Annotated in this window: 25 protein-coding genes and 1 pseudogene; 1 reads left to right on the top strand and 25 read right to left on the bottom strand. The window is 45.0% G+C overall.

What is annotated here, in order from left to right; genetic code table 11:
• Positions 1-35: 35 nt before the first annotated feature.
• From AAAT93_RS04555 to AAAT93_RS04485, 15 genes and pseudogenes are all read right to left on the bottom strand, one after another.
• Entirely contained in the window at positions 36-650 is a 615-nt protein-coding gene (locus tag AAAT93_RS04555; RefSeq protein WP_021986305.1) for a YigZ family protein, read from the bottom strand.
• A 20-nt stretch (positions 651-670) separates the two neighbouring features.
• Positions 671-1,126 carry a transcriptional regulator NrdR gene (gene nrdR, locus AAAT93_RS04550; RefSeq protein WP_021986306.1) on the bottom strand — a complete coding sequence of 152 codons (456 nt, stop codon included), beginning with the start codon at positions 1,124-1,126 and terminating at the stop codon, positions 671-673.
• A 4-nt stretch (positions 1,127-1,130) separates the two neighbouring features.
• Positions 1,131-1,397, bottom strand: coding sequence for a YlmC/YmxH family sporulation protein (locus AAAT93_RS04545; RefSeq protein WP_021986307.1), 267 nt, complete (start codon positions 1,395-1,397; stop codon positions 1,131-1,133).
• A gap of 39 nt (positions 1,398-1,436) precedes the next feature.
• Positions 1,437-2,312 carry a DegV family protein gene (locus tag AAAT93_RS04540; protein WP_227573040.1) on the bottom strand — a complete coding sequence of 292 codons (876 nt, stop codon included), beginning with the start codon at positions 2,310-2,312 and terminating at the stop codon, positions 1,437-1,439.
• 216 nt (positions 2,313-2,528) lie between these two features.
• The gene (locus tag AAAT93_RS04535; protein ID WP_118670511.1) at positions 2,529-3,314 is read right to left on the bottom strand and encodes an RnfABCDGE type electron transport complex subunit B; all 786 of its coding nucleotides are present in this window, start codon (positions 3,312-3,314) and stop codon (positions 2,529-2,531) included.
• A 13-nt stretch (positions 3,315-3,327) separates the two neighbouring features.
• Entirely contained in the window at positions 3,328-3,900 is a 573-nt protein-coding gene (locus AAAT93_RS04530; RefSeq protein WP_118544757.1) for an electron transport complex protein RnfA, read from the bottom strand.
• A gap of 3 nt (positions 3,901-3,903) precedes the next feature.
• Positions 3,904-4,653, bottom strand: coding sequence for an electron transport complex subunit RsxE (gene rsxE, locus AAAT93_RS04525; RefSeq protein WP_021986311.1), 750 nt, complete (start codon positions 4,651-4,653; stop codon positions 3,904-3,906).
• A 1-nt stretch (position 4,654) separates the two neighbouring features.
• A complete protein-coding gene (locus AAAT93_RS04520) occupies positions 4,655-5,281 on the bottom strand; it encodes an RnfABCDGE type electron transport complex subunit G (protein WP_227573075.1) in 627 nt (208 codons plus the stop codon).
• Positions 5,282-5,401: 120 nt separating this feature from the next.
• Positions 5,402-6,325, bottom strand: a pseudogene (locus AAAT93_RS04515) (RnfABCDGE type electron transport complex subunit D); the annotation flags it as partial.
• A gap of 28 nt (positions 6,326-6,353) precedes the next feature.
• The gene (gene rsxC / locus AAAT93_RS04510; RefSeq protein WP_227573039.1) at positions 6,354-7,670 is read right to left on the bottom strand and encodes an electron transport complex subunit RsxC; all 1,317 of its coding nucleotides are present in this window, start codon (positions 7,668-7,670) and stop codon (positions 6,354-6,356) included.
• A gap of 95 nt (positions 7,671-7,765) precedes the next feature.
• Positions 7,766-8,320, bottom strand: coding sequence for a Gx transporter family protein (locus AAAT93_RS04505; protein WP_021986314.1), 555 nt, complete (start codon positions 8,318-8,320; stop codon positions 7,766-7,768).
• Between the two features lie 17 nt (positions 8,321-8,337).
• A complete protein-coding gene (locus AAAT93_RS04500) occupies positions 8,338-8,694 on the bottom strand; it encodes a NusG domain II-containing protein (RefSeq protein ID WP_227573038.1) in 357 nt (118 codons plus the stop codon).
• Between the two features lie 77 nt (positions 8,695-8,771).
• Positions 8,772-10,148 carry a sodium-dependent transporter gene (locus tag AAAT93_RS04495; RefSeq protein ID WP_195541466.1) on the bottom strand — a complete coding sequence of 459 codons (1,377 nt, stop codon included), beginning with the start codon at positions 10,146-10,148 and terminating at the stop codon, positions 8,772-8,774.
• 249 nt (positions 10,149-10,397) lie between these two features.
• Complete coding sequence (locus tag AAAT93_RS04490; protein ID WP_118544753.1) at positions 10,398-10,823, bottom strand: FKBP-type peptidyl-prolyl cis-trans isomerase; 426 nt, start codon at positions 10,821-10,823, stop codon at positions 10,398-10,400.
• A gap of 172 nt (positions 10,824-10,995) precedes the next feature.
• A complete protein-coding gene (locus tag AAAT93_RS04485; protein WP_330594634.1) occupies positions 10,996-12,666 on the bottom strand; it encodes a methyl-accepting chemotaxis protein in 1,671 nt (556 codons plus the stop codon).
• A 161-nt stretch (positions 12,667-12,827) separates the two neighbouring features.
• Between AAAT93_RS04485 and AAAT93_RS04480 the strand changes: the two genes are divergently transcribed.
• On the top strand, positions 12,828-14,027 hold the full coding sequence (locus tag AAAT93_RS04480) for a helix-turn-helix domain-containing protein (RefSeq protein WP_118544751.1): 1,200 nt from the start codon (positions 12,828-12,830) through the stop codon (positions 14,025-14,027).
• A 200-nt stretch (positions 14,028-14,227) separates the two neighbouring features.
• Here AAAT93_RS04480 and AAAT93_RS04475 read toward each other — a convergent pair whose 3' ends face one another.
• The 10 genes from AAAT93_RS04475 to AAAT93_RS04430 form a co-directional block, all read right to left on the bottom strand.
• Positions 14,228-15,094: an EamA family transporter gene (locus AAAT93_RS04475; protein ID WP_118544750.1), complete on the bottom strand. Its 867-nt coding sequence runs from the start codon at positions 15,092-15,094 to the stop codon at positions 14,228-14,230.
• Positions 15,095-15,113: 19 nt separating this feature from the next.
• Entirely contained in the window at positions 15,114-15,635 is a 522-nt protein-coding gene (locus AAAT93_RS04470; protein WP_227573037.1) for a phosphatase PAP2 family protein, read from the bottom strand.
• A gap of 114 nt (positions 15,636-15,749) precedes the next feature.
• A complete protein-coding gene (locus tag AAAT93_RS04465) occupies positions 15,750-17,132 on the bottom strand; it encodes an MATE family efflux transporter (protein WP_227573036.1) in 1,383 nt (460 codons plus the stop codon).
• A gap of 282 nt (positions 17,133-17,414) precedes the next feature.
• Entirely contained in the window at positions 17,415-18,608 is a 1,194-nt protein-coding gene (locus AAAT93_RS04460; RefSeq protein ID WP_195541469.1) for an ABC transporter permease, read from the bottom strand.
• Position 18,609: 1 nt separating this feature from the next.
• Entirely contained in the window at positions 18,610-19,485 is an 876-nt protein-coding gene (locus AAAT93_RS04455) for an ABC transporter ATP-binding protein (protein WP_117781340.1), read from the bottom strand.
• Positions 19,469-20,248, bottom strand: coding sequence for a hypothetical protein (locus AAAT93_RS04450; protein ID WP_117781339.1), 780 nt, complete (start codon positions 20,246-20,248; stop codon positions 19,469-19,471). The genes AAAT93_RS04455 and AAAT93_RS04450 overlap by 17 nt, the downstream gene beginning before the upstream one ends.
• Entirely contained in the window at positions 20,245-20,766 is a 522-nt protein-coding gene (locus AAAT93_RS04445) for an RNA polymerase sigma factor (protein WP_227573035.1), read from the bottom strand. The genes AAAT93_RS04450 and AAAT93_RS04445 overlap by 4 nt, the downstream gene beginning before the upstream one ends.
• A gap of 64 nt (positions 20,767-20,830) precedes the next feature.
• Complete coding sequence (locus tag AAAT93_RS04440) at positions 20,831-21,550, bottom strand: M15 family metallopeptidase (RefSeq protein ID WP_227573034.1); 720 nt, start codon at positions 21,548-21,550, stop codon at positions 20,831-20,833.
• Positions 21,551-21,665: 115 nt separating this feature from the next.
• Positions 21,666-22,259 (bottom strand): TetR/AcrR family transcriptional regulator, encoded by a 594-nt coding sequence (locus AAAT93_RS04435; RefSeq protein ID WP_021986332.1) that lies wholly within the window; start codon positions 22,257-22,259, stop codon positions 21,666-21,668.
• A gap of 31 nt (positions 22,260-22,290) precedes the next feature.
• On the bottom strand, positions 22,291-24,528 hold the full coding sequence (locus AAAT93_RS04430) for an ABC transporter permease (RefSeq protein WP_118670507.1): 2,238 nt from the start codon (positions 24,526-24,528) through the stop codon (positions 22,291-22,293).

Raw genomic sequence — 24,528 nt, 5'->3', positions numbered from 1 at the left:
ACATACATTTAATATGATACAAAAACAGGACGAGATCATCCAAAGATCTCGTCCTGTTCTTCGATCTGCGCTCTTGCATTCGTCGCATCGGTTATCTCTTTTAAGATTGCTTTCGCATCGCCAACCGGAATATGTACCGTAAAGACCACATCCTCTGCGAATTCCGTGTTGATGATCGCAACCTGTCTCGTATTCAGGATATATTGTATTTTCCCCATATCCGTATAATTCGTCCGGATCAAAACAGGAAGCAACTGTTGCATTAACTTCGTCGTACACGCTTCTAGGGCTTCCTTTGTTGCCTGCGTATATGCACGGACAAGTCCGCCCGTACCAAGCAGTGTACCGCCAAAATACCGTGTCACAACCACACAGATATCATGGATTCCAGAATTCTGAATCAACTCCAGCATCGGCTTTCCTGCAGTGCCCTGTGGTTCTCCATCATCCGAGAACCGGAGCAGCGGCATCTCAGCGCCCACGGAAAATGCAAAGCAGTTATGCCGTGCATCGTAATGCTTCTTCTTAATCTTCTCGATAAATGCATACGCCTCTTCTTCTGTCTCAACCGGGGCAATCTGCGCAATAAAACGGGATTTCTTCTCGACAATCTCGCCCTCTGCACCTTCGATCAGTTTGATATAATCCATAACGTCCCTTTCAGTTCCGTCTACTTTGTATCCAGAAGCTTCTTCAACTCACTCATAAACGTATCCGCATCCTTGAACTGACGGTAGACGGATGCGAAACGCACATATGCAACCTGATCCAGATCACGAATCTGATCCATTACAATCTCACCAATCTTCTCGCTTTCGATTTCACGCACGCCGAGATTGAAAATCTTGTTCTCGATCTCATCCACACATGCCTCGATCTGATCCACAGATACCGGACGTTTGTGACAGGAACGTACCACTCCTGACTCAATCTTGGAACGGTCATATGTCTCACGATTCTTATCCTTCTTGATTACAATCAGAGGAATCGTCTCTACCTTCTCATACGTAGTAAAACGCTTTCCACATTCATCACACTGTCTTCTTCTACGGATTGCCTCGTTGTCATCTGCTGGTCTTGAGTCAATCACACGCGTATTATCATCTCCGCAAAATGGGCACTTCATATGTTTATTCCTTTCCTCCCTGAATTTTCCGTATATCGCAGGCATCAATATCGACCAGAACAATGTCCGGTCCGATACGCACAATGTTGCAATACCGAATGTAATATTCCGTTCCCGAACCAAAGCAGGAAAATAATTTGCCCGGTCCCGGTACGATGATTGCAAGTATCTTCCCTGTCTCACAATCAAACTCGACATCGGCAACATAGCCGAGCCGCCTGCAATCTTTGCAGTTTATAACTTCTTTTTCTTTTAATTCTAAAAAGCGCATCGCATACCTTCGCTTTTTATAGTTAGTATATGCGAAATCTTATCGCTTGTCACCTTCAAAAATAAGTACCATCGTTCCCGGTCCAACGTGTGCTCCGACGATTGGTCCGACCTCGCTCATGATGATCTTATTTGGATGATACTTCTCCTCTACCTTTGCCCGGACATACTCCGCATCCTCCGGACAATCCGCGTGACAGATCAGTACTACATCCTGCTTGTCTGCATAGCTCCCTGTACAGATATCCATCTCTGCAAGCAGCTGGTTTAACGCTTTCTTACGTCCACGCACTTTACTCTCAGCTGCAAGTCTTCCCTCTGTATCCACATGCAGAACCGGTTTCAACTGGATCATACCACCGATGACTGCTGCCGTCTTGGAGATTCGTCCACCTCTCTGCAGATAGGTGAGATCATCCACCGTGAATTTGTGCACGATACGGTGCTTTAACTCTTCGAGTGCCTGCATGTTCTCTGTGACAGACATGCCCTTTTTCTTGTTCTCAATCGCATGGTAGATCAACAGACCGTGTCCACCACTCGCACAGATGGAATCGAAGACACAGATCTCTGCATCCGGATATTTCTCCTGCATCTCTTCCTTGCATACAAACGCGTTGTTGATCGTACTGCTGATACCGGAGGAAAGACAGGTAAATAATACGTCTTTTCCTGCGGACAGTGCCTTCTCAAACTCCTCTTCAATATCGTTGATGTTCGGCGCTGCTGTCTTTGTTCCCTGTCCCGCACGCATGCGGTCATAGAACTCTTTCTTTGTCAGTGTTTTTTCTCTTCCATCAAATACTTCATCGCCGATTTCAAAGCTGATTGGAATAATCACGACGCCCTGTTCCTCGGCATAGCCGGCTGGTAAATCGTTCGATGAATCAGTGATAATAACGTAATCTCTTCCCATACTCTCTCCCATCTTATGTATTAATATCGTGATATACAAGTCGTACATAATTACGAATTCCACACAGACACGCTCTCGCTCGGTTCATCACGCAGTGGTACTAAATTCACGGCAAACAAGTTTGCCATTCATTAAGTACCAGCGTGCTTCAACGGTCTGTGTCAGAATTGTAATTATGTACAACTTGATACACTTTATTATATTAACACATATCGTCTACTTTATTATTTTAACCGGGCACTTTTCCTTGCAGGTGCCACAGCCGGTACATTTTGCATAGTCAACGACTGCAAGGTGATCCTTCACGGTGATTGCGCCCTGTGGACAGTTTCTCTGACACAGACCACATCCGATACAGCCTGCGCTGCAGACCGCCTTTACGTCTTTACCAAATTCCTTCGAATTACACTCGACGATTGCACCGGCATCTTCCGGTACCATCTCGATGATATGTCTCGGACAGGCAAGTACACACTGTCCGCAGGACTTACATTTGTCTTTGTCCACAACTGCCACACCATCTACGATGGAAATTGCATCAAACTGGCAGGCACGCTTACATGAACCATACCCAAGACATCCGAAGCTGCATCCCTTTGATCCGCCGCCCGGTGCATTGGCTGCAATCTGACAGTCCTCCGGGCCTACATAATCGTAAGCGTCCTTTGCCTTCTCACACGTTCCGGCACATTTCACATGTGCCACATGTCTGACACTGTCGATCTCCCCACCGACAATCTCTACGATTTTCTTCGCTACGGCTTCGCCACCGACCGGACAGGCATCCGGCTTCGCTTCGCCCTTCGCAATCGCTGCCGCAAGACCGTCACAGCCCGGATATCCGCAACCTCCACAGTTGTTGCCGGGCAACGCCTCACGCACTTTGATTTCTTTCTCGTCTACTTTTACTTTAAATTTCTCGCTTGCCACGCCCAGGAGGATTCCCGCTAAAATTCCGACAATTCCGATGACCGCAGCCGCGTACAAAATCGATGCTCCCATTTCTTCGCCTCCTCTAAATCAAACCATTCAGTCCAAGGAAAGCGATTGCCATAAGACCGGCTGTGATCAGCACGATCGGCGCTCCTTTGAAGCTTTCCGGTATATCGTTTTTATCAATCTTCTCCCGGATACCTGCCATTACGATGATTGCAATTGCAAATCCGACTGCGGAGAACATACCGTTGATGATAGATTCCCCGATGTTTAATCCATCCTGCACATTCTTCAGTGCGATACCAAGCACAGCACAGTTCGTTGTGATCAGTGGCAGGTATACACCGAGTGCCTCATACAGCGATGGAATCGTCTTCTTTAAGAACATCTCCACAAACTGTACCAGTGCTGCAATGACTAAGATAAACACGATCGTGTTCAGATACGATAGTTTAAGCGGCACAAGCACGAAATGATAAATCACACTTGTCACTGCCGAAGCAATCGTCATAACGAAGATAACCGCACCACCCATACCGGCTGCGGTGCTTACCTTCTTTGATACTCCTAAAAACGGACAGATACCCATGAACTGGCTCAGGATAACGTTATTCACAAGAGCAGCGGATATCGCTAATAAAATAATATTCATATCCTACTCCTCCTTTCCTTTGCCTGCACACATGGCATTTGCACAGCTTGCACAATCTGCCAGTCTGCATGTCTCTGCCTTCCCGCCCGTCTTCTTTGCCTTCTTGATATGACGACGGTTGATAAATGCAATGATAAATGCCAGTACAAGGAATGCCCCCGGTGCCGATACAAAAATACTTGCCGGCTGGAACAATCCCTGATCGGATAAGATCTGGAATACCTTCTCACTTGCATGACTCTCAGCAAAATTCTCAACAGCCTTTACAAAGCCGAATCCGAAGATACTGCCGGAACCAAGGATCTCACGGATGATACCGATTGTCGTAAGTCCGACTGTAAATCCAAGTCCCATACCAATACCATCAAAGATTGATGGAATTACCGGATTCTTTGATGCATAGCTTTCCGCTCTACCTAAGATGATACAGTTTACAACGATCAGTGGAATGAAGATTCCCAAACTGTCATTCAGGCTTGGAATATATGCCTGCAATACAAACTGTACGATTGTTACAAACGAAGCAATGATAACGATGTATGCCGGAATACGCACCTTGTCCGGAATCAGTTTCCGGAGCAGGGAGATCATGAAGTTGCTCATCGTCAGGATTACCATCGTTGTAAGTCCCATGCCAAGTCCGTTAATTGCTGAGGATGTAACCGCAAGTGTCGGGCACATTCCAAGCATCTGGACAAAGGTCGGGTTCTCGGTGATAATACCATTCTTTAAACGTTCTGCTATCTTTCCCATATTACTGTGCACCTCCTGTTGTCAGGAATCGAATTGTACGAAGTGCCGCATTGACTGCATTTGTCACTGCCGATGTGGTAATCGTCGCACCGGACAATGCATCAATTTCACTGTCCTTTGTCGAACCAGTCTTTGTATACTCAAACTTATTTACCTGCTTACCAATAAACTGTGATTTAAATTCATCCGTATCTGCTTCCATACCAAGGCCTGCTGTCTCGTTCAAAGTCAGGAAGGAAATACCTGTGATCTGATACTCGGTATTGATTCCGATTGCCATCTGGATATCTCCGCCATACCCTGCCGTACTTGTAATGAGAATTACATAACCAACCAGTTCATTCTTCTCATCATCACCGCCGACGCAGATATCATCGATATGAACATCCTCAAATCCATACGATTCAAGGAGTGGATTGATCTGCTTTACAACATTGCCATCCTCTTCCACGCTCATAATACGTGTTGCTTCCGGAAGCACCTCCGCATAGGCATCGTTCTTTGCCTGTTCCTGTGCCTTCTCGATCGGATCCTTCGTCACACTGTAGACACCGCCAAGTGCTGCACCCATCACAACTGTGATCACACAGATTGCAACGATTGCAACCACGATGCCCTTGACATCCATCTTGTCTTTCTTCTTTGGTTCCTTGTCATCACCGTCCCAAGTATCCTCTGTCTTCGCAGCTTTCTTTGCTTCCTTCTTCGCTTCCTTCACGGCAAGCTTTGCCTGCTTCTTATCCTTGATCTCGGCACCCTCGCCAAATGCCTTCGGTACGGTTGCACGCTCGATCAGAGGTACTAACAGGTTCATGATGATGATGGAATAAGAAACACCCTCGGTACTGCTTCCGAAGATACGAAGTACAAATGTTAAAAGTCCAAGTCCGATCGCGTAGATTACTTTTCCTGAGGAAGTGATCGGGCTTGTCACATAATCGGTTGCCATGAACCATGCACCAAGCATCAGGCCGCCACCACACAAATGTGCAGCCACATAAACCGGTACATTGTAATCCTTCGTTGCTGCATAGATTGCAACTGCGATTGTAAAAGTTCCAATGTAAATCAAAGGAATCTTTGGGCTGATTACCCTCTTGCAAAGCAGATAGATTGCACCGATCAACAGTGCAACCACGGATGTCTCACCAATGGTACCTGCCGTATATCCAAGGAACATGCTACGCAGGTTTACCATGCCGGTAAGCTTCAGTGTTGCAAGTGGTGTTGCAGTTGCCACACCGTCATATACGAAGTTTGTCATATAACGAGAGAACGACAGCAACAGGAAGCATCTAGCTCCAAGTGCCGGGTTCATAAAGTTCTGTCCAAGTCCACCAAAAAGCTGCTTTACAATGATGATTGCAAATGCAGAACCAGCAATTGCCATCCAGATTGGAAGATTTGGCGGCAGATTCAGAGCGAGCAGCAGTCCGGTTACCACGGCAGAGAAATCTCCAACCGTTACCTTCTTGCCCATACATTTCTGATATAATGCTTCAAACCCAACACAGCTTCCGATACAAACTGCGACCAGCAATGCCGCATACCAGCCAAATATGTACAGACCGAATGCCGTTGCCGGAACTAATGCGATCACAACATCGAACATGATATCCGATGTCGTTGCCTTGCTTCTCACATGCGGGGAAGCAGAGACCTTTAATTTCAAATTTTCCTGTTCCACTTTCTCGCACCTCCTATTTCTTGCGATTCGCCAAGATGGCTTTTCTTGTGCCTGCAATCGTCTGTGTCAGATGGCGCTTCGCCGGACATACATACGAACAACAGCCACACTCACAGCATTCCATACCATTTAACTTCTGGAACTCCTCCAGATCACCCTGTTCTGCCAGTGTCGCAAGCTTGTTCGGCATCACTCTGCCCGGACAAACCTCCACACATCTGCCACAGCGGATACAGTTACTCGGCTCATACTCTGAGACCTCATCCTTCGTCATACATAGAATTGCCGATGAGGACTTCGTAACCGGAATATTCAGATCATAGATGGCTTTTCCCATCATCGGACCACCGGCAATGATCTTCTCCGGATCCTGCAGGAATCCACCTGCTGCCTCGATCAGCTCTGCAAAGCTTGTACCTATCTGTACAAGATAGTTGCATGGTTCTGTAATCGCATCACCGGTCACAGTCACCAGTCTCTGAATCAACGGTTTGCCCTGCCGTACAGCTTCACAGATGGAATACACCGTATCTACATTATGTACGATACAGCCGGCATCTGCCGGAAGCATCTTCGAATTGATATACCGGCCGGTATTCGCATAGATGAGCTGACGTTCTGCTCCCTCCGGATACTTGGTCTTCATGGAATTGACCTTGATGTCCGGATCATTTCCAAGCACTTCCTTCAACTTCTGGATTGCCTTTGGCTTGTTATCCTCGACCGCGATGATTCCCTTTGCTTTCGGGAAGATTGCAAGTGCAAGACGCAAGCCCTCGATCACCTTGTCCGTCTCATCAAGCAGACGACGGTAATCCGATGTCAGATATGGCTCACACTCGGATGCATTCACGATAATGTAATCAATCTCGTCTGCATTCTTCGGTGAGAGCTTGACATTCGTCGGGAATCCGGCGCCACCCATGCCGACAACGCCTGCGTTCTTGATTGCTTCGAGGATTTCCTCCCTGTTAAGCTCCGCAAGCGGTTTGTCATTTTTCACATATTCAATTTCTTCAAACTGATTGTCATTTTCGATCACGATCGAATTGACCTTAGAACCGGATGCAGTCAGTCTAGGTTCCACGGCCTTGACTGTTCCGGATACAGAAGAATGAATGTTTGCAGAAACAAATCCACCGGCTTCTGCAATCAGCTGCCCTACCAAAACACGGTCACCTTTTTTGACAACCGCCTTCGCAGGTGCACCGATATGCTGACTCAGTGGATATACCATATCTCCCTTTGGGACATATTCAATTACATCCTTATCCATCGTAAGTTCTTTCCCTTCGTATGGATGGATGCCTCCTTTAAAAGTTAGTTTCATCGTACTGACCCCACTCTAAAAAATATTTACTACTATTCTAATACAAGTGAGGATTTTTATCAACAAATGTGTCCTTAATTTCACAACTTTTGTGACTATATTCTTATATTTTTTAACAGAAACGAAGCAAGCAATCCGATTGCTACACCAGCGACCGTTCCGGTAATCAACAGGATGAACATATAATAAAAAATACGCACGTTTTCCATCACGCAGACCGCGACCAGGATCTGCCCCAGATTGTGGAAGACTGCGCCTGCAACACTGATTCCTACCAGTCCGAACACCCGGCATTTTTTAAGCAGTGTCATGATCAGAATACTGCATGCCGCACCGGCCAGACTGTACAGTAACACCGCCATATTTCCGAACAGAACATTCGACAGGATGATACGTCCGACCGAGATTACAACCGTCGACTTCAGATCCAGTTTCTGCAGTGCGATAATCGTAACCAGATTGGCAAGACCAAGCTTCACCCCCGGTACCGCCATATGGATTGGCACCAGGCTTTCCAGATACGATAAGATCATGGCTAGTGCTATCAGGACTCCGCAGAGCGCAATCTTATGATTATTATTTAATTGTGATTGGTTATTTTTTTGTCCGTGTGCGTCCTTCACTGTGTTCTGTCTCTTTTCGTCTTCCATGTCTAGTCTATGTCCATCTACTCTTTAATCTCCACTACAAGTTTGTGTGGCAGACAGATGATCGTCTCCCCAGTCTGGCTGATTGCCTGGTGCTTCTCACAGATTTTGTCCGGGCAGTCTGCATTCTGTACAGTCACACTGCCATCCTGCACAACGACCGTATTGACGCCTGCCTCCTGCATTACCTCATAGCTTGCGTCTTTGTCTAACTGCAGTGTCTTCACCGAGGTTCCATCGATCAAAATATCCACATATGCCCCCGGCTTTTGCAGCTTCTTCCACACAAAAAGTCCTGCGATCGTCAGAATCATAATTCCGACGATCAGCAGGATATCTGCACGGGATATCAATTTATGTTCCTGTTTTGGTTCCATATCCGATTACCTCTGATTTACCCGAAAACATGTTCCGCAATCATCTGTTTGGCTACGTTCATCATCATATTTTCTTTTTACATTGATATCCAGCCAAACGCATTCGCCACGGAACTAAGCAGAATGATCAGCGCGAAGATCGGGCACAGATATTTTATCATCACGACAAATATCTTCTTTCTCCGGAACTTGCTTTCTCCATGGCAGATTTCCTCTTCGATCTTGTCGATTCCAACCACGCGCGATACAAGCAGACTTGTCACAAACGCAGCAATCGGCATCATCACGGAATTCGTCAGGAAATCAAACAGGTCCAAAAACTGCATTCCGAGTATCTTCACGAATCCAAGTGGACCATATCCAAGACTTGATAACGTTCCAAGTCCAATCATAATCAATCCGATCACAACCGTTGACTTCTTCCGTCCCCAGCCAAGCTCATCCTCGAATGTCGCAACAGCACTTTCCGTCAGGGCGATTGAGCTTGTCAGGGCTGCAAATAACACAAGCAGGAAGAACAAAATCCCGACGCCTGTTCCAAGTCCCATATTCGCAAACACCTTCGGAATCGTGATAAACATGAGCGAAGGTCCTGCCTGCAGCGTATCCGGATCTCCGCCGGAAAATGCAAACACCGCCGGAATAATCATAAGTCCTGCCATGATTGCAATCGCCGTATCAAACACTTCTACATTTCGCGTCGCATCCTCGATGGACGTATCCTTCTTCATATAGGAACCAAATGTGATCAGGATACCCATGGCAATCGACAGCGAATAAAACATCTGCCCCATCGCAGCTACGACTGTCATCCACGAAAAGTTCTTTACATTCGGAACCAGGAAATATTTCACACCCGCAATGGCTCCCGGTCTTGTCACCGAATAAATGGCAATCACCACGGAAAGTACAACAAGAACCGGCATCATCATCTTAGATACACGTTCGATTCCGTTTTGTACACCGGCATAAATGATTGCCAGTGTTATGAGACAGAAAATCACAAAGCAAAGCTCCGTCGATACACCATTTGATATAAATGATCCGAAATATCCGTCCTCTGCAAGCTTCGTTCCATTTCCACGGATATATTCTGCCAAGTATTTGATTACCCAGCCGCCGATGACCGAATAATACGGTACAATCAGGATTGGAATGATCGCGTTGATCCAGCCGCCGAAGGAAATCCATTTCTTCTTACCGAAGGAACGGAATGCGCCAACCGGACTTTTCTGCGTCATACGTCCGAGTGCGGACTCCGCAACGATCATCGTGTATCCGAATGTCAGTGCCAGCAGAATATAGACGAGCAGGAAAATTCCTCCGCCGTATTTTGCTGCCAGATACGGAAATCTCCATATATTTCCAAGACCAACCGACGCGCCCGCCGCCGATAACACATAGCCAAGCTTGCCGGAAAAAGCCCCACGCTTCTCTGGATGTTTTCTATTCATGTAACCTACCCTCTACCCTTTCCATATTTGTTTCCATATTTGTTTCCATAGTCGTTTTCCTTTTTGCAAATATACATGGCGGCATCGTAAATATCACGCTGCTATCGAGTCAGGCCACACAGTAAACGCAAAAGCGAACGAAATGACAGTAACATATTTTCCGTGCTTTTTCAATCGTTTTGCGTTACCTTTCCCGTTATTTCATTAAAAAAGCGTGGATACATTTCGTGTCCACGCTTTTTATGATCTTTATTCTGCAGAAAGCAGCTCAATCTTGAAATTCAGTTCCTTACCTGCCATCTCATGGTTGGCATCAAAGGTGATAGTCTCCTTGTCTTTATCCACGACCTTCACCGGAAACTGCTGTCCATATGGAGTTGTCAGATAAACCTGATTGCCAATCTCTAAGTTCTCAGAACCAGGCATATCTTCGAATGCAACTGTGATGATATTCGCCGGATCCGGCATACCGTAAGCTTCTTCCGGCATCAGATGTACATCGACGATCTCGCCGATATTCATATTCTTCACTGCTTCATCGAATCCTTTGATCATCATGCCTGCACCACATACAAACTCGAGTGGCTCGCCGCGATCATAAGATGAATCAAACTTTGTTCCATCGTTGAATGTTCCTGTATAGTGCACCTTACAGCGCTTGCTTTCGTTACTCATATCTATTCCTCCGATTTCATTGAATGTCTTATTCTATCACGAAACAAAAGGAATGGCTAGATGCTTCGATTATTTCTATTATATTATTAAAATCAACGTTTGAAAGCATTCCATCTTTATGTTCTTTCATAACATAACTATCCTTTAAATATAATATTACTCATGCTTCTACCTATTTATTAAATTCAGCCACTTTGATTTCCTGTATCATATTCCGTAAATGATCTGCTTCGTCGTTCATCTCCATGCTCGCCGCAGCGCACTCTTCCGACGTTGCAGAATTACTCTGTACAACATCATTGATCTGCTCTATTCCTTCATTGATCTGCTGTATTTCGACTGTCTGATTTGCAAGCGTATCCGCAATATCGGATACCTCTCCGGTAATAATCTTAGAGTTTTGTGCAATTATCTCCAGCTGCTGTGCAGTCTCCTCGGCAAATGAAACCCCTTTTCCAACCGCATTCACGGATGTTTTGATCAAAGCAGCCGATTCCTTTACTGCCTGTGCACTCTGATCTGCAAGCTGGTTTACCTGATTGGCAACAACCGCAAATCCTTTCCCCGCTTCTCCGGCTCTCGCTGCCTCAATAGACGCATTTAATGCAAGAAGATTTGTCTGTGATGCAATATCATTGATGGTTTCAATAATTTTTTCTATCTGTATGGATGCGTCTTTAATTTCAAGCATAGACTTTACCATCTCACGCATCTTGGCATTGTTTTCCAAAATATCGTCTCCAAGTGCCACTACCTTTGTACTTATCTTACTTGCAGCCTGTGAGTTTTGTTGAACTTGTTCCGAAACATTCTCTACCGTTGCCGTCAGTTCCTCTACCGCTGCTGCCTGGTTCGTTGCTCCATCTGCCAGCTCAGTTGCCCCGGATGACACCTGTTCTGCACCACCGGACACTTGATCCGAAACCGTCTGTATTCCCTTTACCATAGCCGCCATACTTTCTTCAAATGCCATAAAGGAATTTAGGATTCCAACAAAATCTCCCTTCCACTCCACATTCGGCTGCACATCAAAATTTCCCTCTGAAAACAGCTTCATTGCGCGGTCTATATCATCTACATAAGAGCCCAGGATCCGGATAGATTTACGCATGCTATGTGCCAATCGTCCGATTTCATCTTCCGAACGATACTCCAACATGCTGTGTAAGTTTCCTTCTGTCAGCTCCTTTGCAACATCTTCGATGGCATGCAATGGCTCCAAAATGCTCGAAAGTACTTTTTTGCTGGTTTTTCTTGAATTTATCCACGCCAGACTTATAAAGAATATAATGAAGGCAACACCGAAAATAGCACATAATACGGTATTTCTGACTGCCTTATCGCTGGCTATGTCTGTAATATCATCTAATTTCAAAGCAATATCAACTAATTTATTCAATGCAGGGGTACATTTGGTAAGGATATCCTCTACACCTTTTTGGTTCTGTCCCTGTCGTATTTCCTCTATAATGGATGTGCTTATGTCTTCCCAATCGGATAATGCTGTAGCATATTCTGTATAATTTTCTTCTGAGACAACCCCGGTTTCTTTTATTATTTTTAGCTGGGCATCAACATCTGCAAGCAGCTTTGTTATTGTCTTTTCATAGTCATCATAAGAAGCTTCATCGTCATCCAACGCCATTTCCCTTATATTTCTTGCAGCAGCATTTACATTCACTCTGCACATTTTCACTGCTATGTCTGAAGCATTGATTTTCTGCACATAATTCAAAAGATCCGCAAGCAGTACGCCTATCGCTATTATGGAAAGCAGCCCTGAAATAAGCATCAGCATAATTACTTTTTTGTAGCCATAGGCTATTCGTTCCTGTAATGGCATGTTTTCAATTTTCTTTTTTGCATTTTTTGTGTACATAAATCATAGGTTCCTTTCTTATATTTTTTATCCTTCCGGATTCTATCACTATTTTTTTCGTATTTCTTGCACATATGTGTTCACAATAGTATAATTGTGTCCATATTCATAAGGAGGAGCCAGCCATGCAATCCATTGATTACGATTATATTGGTACAATCACCGGCAGTCTGTTCGGAATTCCGACACGTATTTATAAAAACAATACACTTATTTTTTATCACTCCACAGTCAACCTTGTTAAAGATCCTGTGTCTATCTACCAGGCAGACATTTTAAAAATTACTGACCACGTCGGTTATTTCATGACCGCACATTTTTGCTACTATGGCATTGTTAATTCCGATAATTATAAAATTGTAATCGGGCCGACAAGCCAGGTTCCAAACTCCACGCCAACACTACGAGATCTCGCCATGCAATTGGACATACCGGGTGACGATATCGATGATTTTATAATCGCCATGCAGGATATCACCCACATACCATTAGAAAGCCTTATGCAGCTTCTGTGTCTTTTGAATTACATACTGAACAATGAGAAATGCTTCCTTCATGATGTTTTTATTGACGATGCCATACAAAAGCAGTTTATAGAATCAATGAACAAGCATGATGCTGACATGTTTTTCTCCGATGAGACAACTCAAAGCATAACACTCCACAACACTTATGATTTCGAACAGAATGTGATGAATATGGTTCGAAAAGGCGATTATATGGCCTTAACAGGAGTGATTGAGAAATCTACAGCTCTGAAGATTGGTACGATGTCCGACAATCAGCTTCGTCAATTAAAGGATACCTTTATCGCTACAACTACGCTTGTTTCACGTTCGGCTATCCACGGTGGCATGAATCCCGATGATGCATTCACACTGAGTGACAGCTACATACAGAAATGCGAATCATCAAATGATTATTCAAGGATTATCAATCTTCGTTATCGTATGCTCATAGACTTTGCCAGGCGTGTAAACCAGTTACAGGAAGCAGGGGCAAAATCACAGCTTGTTTCAGATGTAGCAAACTATATTGACCATCATATGTCAGAAACGATTACGGTGGAAGCCATGGCAAAAGAATTTTATATGAGCAGATCATATCTCTCAAAACGATTTAAGGCAGAAAGTAATATCACGCTCACAGATTTTATACTTAACCGGAAAACAGAGGAGGCAAAACACCTCCTCCGCTACACAGATAAACCTTTGACCGCCATCAGTCTGGATCTCGGCTTTTCTTCCCCGGGGCATTTTTCCCGTGTTTTCCGAAAATACGTCTCCATGTCGCCGAGTGACTATCGCAAAAAATATTTAAACTGACAAACTACCTGCAACCAACAGATTATCCCCCGCATGGAAACAGATTCTACCTTTTTATCAAGAATAAGTCTTGGACTCCCCTTAAACTTATGTCCAAACTGACATGTAAACCCTAATGGTGTGTTCCAGTCTCCTTTGTCCATAGCTTCAGAATCGCAGGTTCCCCCCTGAACTCGGCAGCCTTCTTCATATCCTGAAAATTAAGCTCGCCAGAGCAACAACAGCAGCGTTCCGGCAACAATCAACACTAGACCGATACCCGCCTTTGCCGTTAATTTCTCATGAAATACGACATAGGAAAATGCAATCGTAACTAAGATACTAAGCTTATCGATTGGTACAACCACGCTTGCCGGTCCGGTCTGTAATGCCCGGTAATAACAAAGCCACGAAGCACCGGTTTCAATTCCGGATAACACTAAGAATATCCAGCTTGATTTGTCGATCTGCTTTACGGTATGCTGCTTTCCGGTCACAAACACAACCACCCATGCCATGATGAGTACCACAATCGTCCGGATCGCCGTTCCAAGATTCGAGTTGACATCCTGGATTCCAACCTTTCCAAGGATCGAAGTCAGACTGGCGAATACCGCGGAACCAATCGCATAGATCAGCCATTTGCCATCCTGTTTTTTTTCTTCGGTTTCCTTCTTCTGAATCATAAGATATGTTCCCACACCAATCGCAATCATCGCAGCCACCTTGAGTGGAGACAATGCTTCCCGTAACAGGATAAATGCCAGAAGCATCGTAAGAATCGTGCTCGATTTATCAATCGGTGTTACCTTATTCACATCACCAAGCTGCAGTGCCTTAAAATAGCAAAGCCACGAAGCGCCCGTCGACAGACCGGAGAAGATCAGGAAAAGTAACGTCTTTCCGGATATATCTGCAAGCCCTTTTTGTGCTCCTACAACGAATACCATAATCCATGAAAAGATCAGGACTATAATTGTCCGGATCGCCGTTGCGACATTGGAATCTGTATTCTTAATTCCACATTTTGCTAAGATTGCGGTCAGTCCTGCGAACAGCGCAGAGCCGAATGCAAATGCAATCCACATCGTTATTCCTTCTTTCGTTTTATACCTTTTGTTCTATCCAGACGGTACCGAACCAATGAGTAAGCAGTGCGACGCCAGTACCAATCAGGACTCCGCCCAGTACATCCGATGGATAATGCACACCGACATACAACCGGGATAATCCCATCAGACACGCAAAAACTAAAATCGGAATTCCAAGCTTCTTCGGCAGTTCCCGGAACATCACAACCGCCGCTGCAAAGGCACTTCCGGTATGTCCGGATGGGAATGAATAATCCTTCTGCGAACCGACCAGACTGGTGAGTCCTTCGATCACGTCGTATGGTCTTGTCCGCGCAACGACGTTCTTCAAGATCACATTATCAATCAAAGCCGAGAAGGAAAGAGAAACTAACGCCAGCACGCCGACGCGCCTTGTCTTCTTCGGGATCAGCAATCCCACAGAGAGGACAATCCAGATCATTCCCGCATTTCCAAGTGTCGTAACAAACTTGAAAATCGGGGTCAACACATCATTCCGTATATTATTTTGAATCCATAATAAAATATCTGCTTCCATCGCGATCAAAAATATCTCCAATTATGATAGCTGTCATTGGTATTTGGACATAACTATACTATGTAATTACGTTTACATCAAGTTAAGAGAGTAACTTTTTATTTTTCCAGAATTTTACCCTTTTTTCTCGTCCGTTATCTCTCCAACCCTGTATTTCTTAATTCTCTTCAAAAGCACATAGCCGACCAGACACGAAAGAAACTCTGTAATCGGAAATGCCCACCAGATGAGTGACACGCCCATCTGCCCGTTACGAACGAAGATGGAGAATACACCCGCGAGTGGAAGGATGATTACAAGCTGCCGAAGCAGCGAAATCACGAGCGACTCGATACCACCGTTTAACGCCTGATAGATTCCCTGATACGCGACGTTGACGCCTGCGAAAAGGAAGCTGATCGAGATAATACGCATCGCATCTATAAAATATTCTCTCGACTGCCCTGCATTGAATAATCCGGCAAATGATTCCGGGAAAAGCTCCGTAATCAAAATTCCGACAGCCATCAAAACAATTGTATACGTCAGGCCATATCTGATTCCATCGTTGATCCGCTTCTTGCTCCCCCTTCCATAGGCAAACGCAATGATCGGTGTAATTGCATCACGCAGTCCGAACGCCAAGAAAAGCACAAACTGCTGTACTTTATAGAAAAGTCCGTATGCCGTCTGGGCGGCTGCGTTGAATTTCAGGATCAGGTTCATCACATACACCATGATTGACATAAGTGCCTGTGCAATGATTGCCGGAAGTCCGATGGAATATATCCCGCATATAATCGTGCCATCCGGTTTCATATAGGTAATTCCTTGTTCAAATTCCTTGTTGAATTTCTTATGGAAGATGAATAATAGCACTGCCGATGCAATCTGTCCGATCACCGTTGCATAAGCTGCACCCTCGACTCCCATTTCCGGAACCGGTCCGATTCCATAGATCATGATCGGATCAAGAATGATATTTACCACAGCACCTACGACCTGACCAATCGTAGAGTAAAGGGAACGTCCCGTTGCCTGCAGCAGCTTCTCAAATAACGAAAAGAAAATAATTCCAAACGAAAGCACACAGCAGATACGCAGATAGCTAATTCCCATAGAGATGACCTGCGGATCACCGGTCTGTGAGGAAATATATGCTTTCACACCGAACACGCCGAACAACAGACAGACTGCATAGATAATCACTCCAAGGAATAAGCTGTTTCCCGCTACCTTCGCCGCTTTCTGTGGATTTTCCTGTCCAAGCGTCCTCGCCAGAAGTGCATTCGTGCCAACACCGGTGCCGATTGCGACTGCTACCATGAGCATCTGAACCGGGAACACCAGCGTTAACGCGTTCAGCGCAGCTTCGCTTCCCACCTTCATATTTCCGACAAACGCACTGTCTACAATATTATAGACTGCCTGCAATGCCATGGATAAGATCATCGGAATACCCATCCGGATTATGAGCTTATTCACTGGTATATCCTTCATCTTGTTACTTTCTGCCATTTTTCTAAATCCTCCTTTTTTCCTCATAAAAAAAGTGTGTACTAATCATTCTAAGTTGGACTTACGCTGATCAGCTACACACTTTTTAATGGCATATAAAAATAAAAACGAGCAGCAAAACTGGATTTACGCAGATTTGCTACTCGTTCGTTTGAATATTATATTTGCTGATTTTGAAAATGTCAAACGAGAATTTATCAATCCGCCACATCATTTATCTCCGGAAAAGCCCATGCTTATCCTCTTATCACTTGCAATACAGAGTAATTTGATAAAAATCAACTACGCTCTCCCATATCGCCGGAAACTCCGGTAAATAAGCGGCAATAGCACGATGGAAAGAACGGTATACATCACCATTACAAGTGGAACCTGCCGGATCACATGCGTTCCAATCTGATACAACAACGGCACCCTGACGCTTGCTTCCACATTTGTAAGGATCGTCGGAATCAGGTTGAACACCTTTGTATAGCTGGACAATACCCGCCCAATAAATGGTAGTAAGCAGTACAGAAAAAATGGAATGCAGACAGCAACACTGATCGTATGCATCTTCGCCGCTACCAGCATGGCTAAAGACGCTGCAAGCAGACTTGCAATGTAACCGCATGCTACTGTCAGTGCGTAATATTGTCCATATGTCATGATGTAGATGCTATATGCTTCCGACATCTGGTACGGTGTATGCATGCCACTGGTTCCCATAATGCCAAAGCTGATTGCACTTAACAGGACAATTCCTGTCCAGTAGATCATCGTTGTCGCAACGACGCCTGCCAGTATCTTGTTTTTAATTGCTTTGGATCTTCCATACTTCGAAGCAAAAAATACCGCATCCGCCTTTGTCTGAAAATCATCTGCAAATATTCCTGCACAGATAAATCCAACCAGAATTGCCAGCACGATCGAATATGTCTCCGCATACATAATCATCGTATCCCATGCACCATAGGATTCGTATTGGAGCGGCAATATAATCTCACTGTATTTCTTCTCCAGATAATCTTTCTGTTCAGGAGTCTTTCCATACTGATCTGCCATCCATTTCATATTTTTCTGATACCACGTATAGAAAACCTGTACGGAATCCTCCGTCACCGAATCCAAAACTGTCTCATCATATCCCTCATCTGGTGTCAGCACGGATATCATGAAATTCAGGATATCATCGATTGGCTGATACAGCGTCCCGTAATTCGCATCCTGTTTTTCTTCGGATTGTGCCATCACCGCTTTATACTGTGCAACAATCTTCGTGAGTTCTGCTTCCGTCAGGGGACCTGCATACTCCTGTTTATTTTCTGCAAGCTTTCTCGTTGCCAGCATTCCAGTGCTGACTGCTCCATGCGCATCCACGTACCGATTGCTGGTCGCTGCAAATCCACTAAACACCGCTGCCAATATCACCATCAGACCAACGGCAAGCACATTTAACTTCTTTGAAAAAATCCGTTTCAACTCTAATTTAAGCATCCTATCGTTCCTCCGATTTTTCCCCGAAATAAAGCAAAAATGCATCTTCCAGATTCTTCTCTGTCAGCACAGCTTCCGCCATCGGCTTCTCCTTCGATATGATCCGAAGCTCTGCACCATTTTCGGATGTTTTGATATTTCCGACCAGATATTTCCGCATATAGTTCTCGACCATATTTCTCGGCACCTGACACAGCCATACACGTTCCTGCATGGATGCAAGCAACTCTTCCGCGGTTCCTGTATAGCAAAGCATTCCATCCTTCATCAGCATGATTTCATTTGCAATATATTCAATGTCCGACACGATATGGGTAGATAACAATACAAGACGGTTCTCGGACAGCTCACTGATCAGGTTGCGGAACCGTATCCGCTCGTTCGGATCAAGTCCTGCTGTCGGCTCATCTAACACTAAAATCTTTGGATCGTTCAACATTGCCTGCGCAATCCCCACGCGCCGGACCATACCGCCAGACAGATGCTTCATCTTCCGTTTTCTGAACTTCCACATATCTACCTGCTCCAAAAGCTGTTTTATTCTCCTGTTGGCAAATGCTTGCTTTAGTCCCTTTATCGAAGAAATGTACATCATATAATCATACACATTCAGATCGGGATAATACCCAAACTCCTGTGGCAGATATCCAAGCACCTCCCGATAAGCACTACCAAGCTTCCAGATTTCCTTGCCATTCCATAGAATCTCTCCTTCCGATGGCTGGATGATCGTACACAGCATCCGCATCAATGTTGTTTTCCCTGCGCCATTGACTCCGAGCAATCCGTAGATGCCCTGTTCCATAACACAGTTTACTTCCCGGACGGCGGCTACCTCGCTATATCGTTTTGTTACATGCTTAAACTCTAATTTCATTGGTGTAATCCTCCAACATTTTCTCATCGAAAGTCAATGACTTCCGAACACAATACACAACATATACAAATGTCAGCAACAGCATCGCTTTCCAGACCGGAGATGCAATCCTCTGATAGACCGCATCATTTACAACAATCATCGTCCAGACTGCCACCCATAGCAGACATAGCATCACGGCAACATATTCTGACCGTTCCCATCTGCTATACAACACGCGGAAGCAGATGCAACAGGACACATTGACCGGAAGTAAGAAGTTCACAACCAGATTGTTCAGGGTAAGTGCCGTTGTCCGATATGCTACCGCCAAAAATATCATGACAATCAAGAAGTCCACTGCTGCAAACAACAGGACTCTCGCCGCACAGATCCGGCGAAGCGTATAATACGATGCCTGTTCCACCTCGACGGCACCGTTTCTTCGGTTTTTCCAGACTTCCGGAACGATCAAAATCACAAACATCGTTGCGAAAATTCCCATAAGTCGCATTGTCTCTTTCATGTCGTTGGCATTGTTGCTCAGCCACAGCCATAGATACAGAAGCACTCCGCCCTGCAACACCCACCATCTTTTTTTGATGAACCGTGACTGCTCATATAAGAATTCAAAATACGATGTCTTCTTTGATTCCATCTGGAGTGCCTGTTCTGTCAGAATATCCTGACACACCTTTATCGTGCATGCCCCCGCTTCTTCCCGTATACATGTCTGCTGTACGAAATCTCTATATTCCTGTATCCGTTGTCTGTAAGCTTTCATTCTTCCACCTCCAATTCTTTGATCAAAAGCTCCTTCGCCCGTCCAATCCGGTATTTCACCAGTGAGAGCTTGATCTGGAGCAATCCTGCGATTTCTCTTTGCTTCAGCTCCTGAAAGAACGACAAAATCGCAACTTCCCGTAGCTCATCCGGCAGCTTCCGCACCGCCTGTTCGATATCTAGCCGGATACCAACCGTGTCCACACGATTTTCGGATTCCGCCTCTGGCAGTTCTTCTAGCGGAATATCCTTTTTCTTCTTATAATAATTTTTCACTACATTTCCGGCGATTGTGTACAGATAATTTTTTACTTTGCCATATTCCCTGTATCGTTCTAAGCTTTCAAAGGCTCTGGCAAACACTTCCTGTGTCAGATCCTCTGCTTCATAGGTGTCATATATATGCAGCAAACAGTACTGATAAATGCTTGGATAATATTTCCTGACCAGTCTCTCACATGCTTCCTCATCCCCGGCTCTCGCCCGGTGCACCAGCAGAAAATCGCTTGTAGACTCCATTCTCGCTCTCACCTCTTTTCTATCCCCACTTACTATAACAACATACGCGTCAGAAAAGTCAGTTTTATTTATATTTTATCAGATATTCTTCCAGACACAGATTTTCCTGCTTCATCGTTCTTGCTGCATCCTTTCCCACATACCGGTAATGCCACGGTTCGTTGTTGATGGATGTAATGTCTGTCTTATCTTCTGGATAGCGTTTCACAAATCCGTACTTATATGCATTTTCATCCAGCCACTGATAGACAGCATCCGATGAACATTTGGATGTATCCGCGTTGATATCCACACTGAGTCCTAACTGATGCTCGCTCGTCCCCGGAATCGCAACATACTCCTCCGCTTTCTTCTTCGCCTCTTTCTTCGAGCAGCCCTGATTTTCATATTCTTTGATTCGATCGTCCATGATCTGTTGCTGCTCCTTTGTTGTCCGATACCCTTCCCGCACAAACAGCGCAAGTCCCGCCGCTCTTGCATCATCAAACATCTGCTGTAGCTCCGGATAGATCCTTGAATCCACCTTTTCCCCATTGGATAATTCGGTCAGTTCCACCTGATAATTGGCAGGAATGTAATGATCCCGATCAACAAGAATTAGATTCCATGCGCCTGAAGTATCTGCCACCTGCTTTTCCGAATGAAATACCATGAGCAATGTGCGATCTCCACCACGGATTGAATAGTATGCGATCAGACCAGTGAACAATATTAGCAAAGTCACGAGTACACGCGCTACCGCTTTGTAGCTCTGTTTCTTTTTGTGTCTTGCCTGTTTCTTCATACTGCACCTTTCCTTTCATTCCTTTGTCATTCATATATAACAACCGGGAAACTGGAAAAGTCAGTCTTATTTTCAGGGCATAAAAAAAGGAGCTGATCGCTCCTTTTTCATAACTTTATTCCGTTCTTCCGAATATCTCATACAAGATCAGATCCCGCATGCGATCCATCGTCACTTCGTACACCGTCTGGTGCAGCATCTCTTTTCCCTCTGCGGCAAGCACATAGACCTTGATCAGATTCGCCACAAGTGGAATATTCACATCCGGTCGGATGCCTTCCATATGCCGGAAGAATTGAATACTTGTCTCGGTCTCTTTCAGCAGATCCGGTCTTACCTGTTCTGGAAGCATCTCCAGCAGCCGCTTCTCATCCTCCGGTGTCAGACTTGGAAATACACTGTACCGCTCATCAATCATCATCTTCAGATACGTGCGCGTCTCTGCCGGACCAGCCTTTTCCTTGCCATTTAATGCAATCCGGATCAGCTCCGGAATCTTTCTTCTCCGGTATTGCAGAACCTCATACACATATTCTTCCTTCGACGAGAAGAAATTATAAAACGTACTTACACCGATGCCGGCTGCCTCGGTGATCTTGGCAACCGACATATGTGTCATTCCATACTGCTTCAACAAATCAAACCCTGCATCCAGCATTTTCTCTCTATACTCTACCCGTTCTTCCTCCGTAAATACCCGTTTTGCCATCTGTATCCTCCCAAAAAGCTTCTGAAGAAATCTACTCGTTTCTGTTATTTTCCTTCAAAGCTTCCACCATGTCAATCCTTGATATTTTTTTCTTCTGGAGAAGAAGGGAAATCTCATAGACTACCCATGTAAGTACGAAACCGATCACCAACGTTCTGGCTGTGAGAACCGGTGACAACAGCATACCATAATTCTCGATTGTATCTGAATAACCGACCTTGACAAACATATATGCAGCCGGGATTCCAATCAAATATCCGATGCATACCAGAATATGGTTGACATTCAGTACCCGGTTTGAAATCTCTTTCTGGCTGAAACCAAGTACCTTCATAACCGAGATATTGGTTGCTGTTTCTGCCACGATCATGTTGATAATCAGATACAGCACAAATACACCAAGCACAACACCTACGATCTCAAATATAACCATGATTGCATGCATCGGTCCCATCATATTTTCCATCGTGTCTGCCGTGACAGTCATGGTTGTCTCACTTGCCACGCGGTCTTTGTCAAGTGACAATGCATCCTTGCTTATAATGCAGTTATAGGCGTCACTGTCTACACCTGCCAGCGCCGTTGCATTTTCTCTTCCTGTGTACAGATAGCAATGCGTGTTGTCCGTCACGATACCACTGATTGTTACCTTATGTTCTTTCAGATCTGCAATATTGCTGAAGGTAAGCGTATCACCTGTCTTTATACCATAGGTCTGTGCAGCCGCACTTGTCAGATAATATTTGTTCAGATCAAGCGCGTCACCACCGTCCGTCTTGTCCGGGAAATATTTCGAATCCTTGCTGATTCCCTGTGCCAAAAGCTGTACTGTGTTTCCCTCTACCTCATAGTAATTCTGGAACAACGCCTCGCCCTGCTCCGGCGTGCCTTCCTCTAACGAATTCAGCCGGTACAGATATTCGTACTTGATAGAGCTTGTAAGTCCTCCATGCATCAGCGTATCCAGACTGTCTTTCATAATAAATCCTGTCAGAATACAGAATGCAGCGACAGCCACACCAAATGCCGTTACAATGCTTCTTCCCGGATGTCCGATCACGCTCCGCACCCGCATCTTTGTCTGTGTCTTTGCATGACTCTTCTTCATCACGCCAACTGTCTTCGTATCTTTTCCTGTGTTTCTTAAGAGATCGACCGGTGACTTCTTCAAGAGCTCTGCCGCCTGGATTGCGATAGCCGCACAGTAAAGGACGGTTGGTACAACCAGTGCTATAACGATCGATGGTACATTGTAGGCCGGTGTATACATAAGCTTTTCAAAATCATATTCGATATAGAATCTGCACAGTACCCCGGTCAACGGAATGGACACAATCAAGCCAAGTACACTTCCAACAACTCCCGGCAGTACCCCATACCGCATATAATGTCTTATGATCTGCTTCTTGGAAAATCCAAGTGCCAGAAATGTGCCAAGCAGATACTGTTCCTGTCTGATATTTCTTCCAAGTACCATAACAACGAGAGTGATAATGATGATGAACATGACCGGCGCATACATGGTCGCCATATTCGTAACGGCATCGCCCTCGTTGACCGGCATGGAGATTCGCGTATTCGTGGTTGCCGCCATATAGCTTGCAATCACATAATCCTCATTTAGCTTCTCACGCACTTCATTGGAATTATCCTTGTTGTATTTGATAGAATAATAGCTTGTCTCATCTGCATCAATGTTGTCATACTCCTTGCGGTTGACCACAACAAGTGCGAATTTCTCACTGTCAATATAACCGGACAGCTTCTCAAGCATATAGATATAATCTGCTTTCGTCGTGTAGGCAGATACTTTATAATCATATGACCCAAGAGAAACTGTATCTCCGACTTTAATATCATGCACATCCGCAAAATCCTGTGTCAGAAGTGCTTCCCCATCGCCCGGTTCGTGTCCGTCCCGCGCCTCACAGAGGTTCAGCTTCTCCGGCATCGGGAATACACGGATCGTAGCTCCTTTTAAATCCCCACTTTCCACATTTACATCCTTATACCGGCTGCGTTCCAGTATCACATCATATTCCTGTTCGAGCTCCTCCATATCTGCATCGGACAACGGCTGATAAGTGACAAACTCCGCATCCTCCGCCTTATAGTCCTTCACAAAATCATCCACAACCTTTGTCAGTGTGTGTCCGGTTGACGCCGCGGCGACAATCACCATAGATGTCAGCATCGTAAGAATGATACTGATAATATAAAACGCGATGTTTTTCTTTATGCTGCGCCCAGCTCTCTTATTGATCGTCAT

It is taken from the genome of Coprococcus hominis (ex Arizal et al. 2022) (assembly GCF_040094675.1).
Classification (GTDB): domain Bacteria; phylum Bacillota; class Clostridia; order Lachnospirales; family Lachnospiraceae; genus Coprococcus_C; species Coprococcus_C hominis.
The sequence above is the reverse complement of the archived record's forward strand: the minus strand, read 5'-3'. Positions and strand labels throughout refer to the sequence as shown.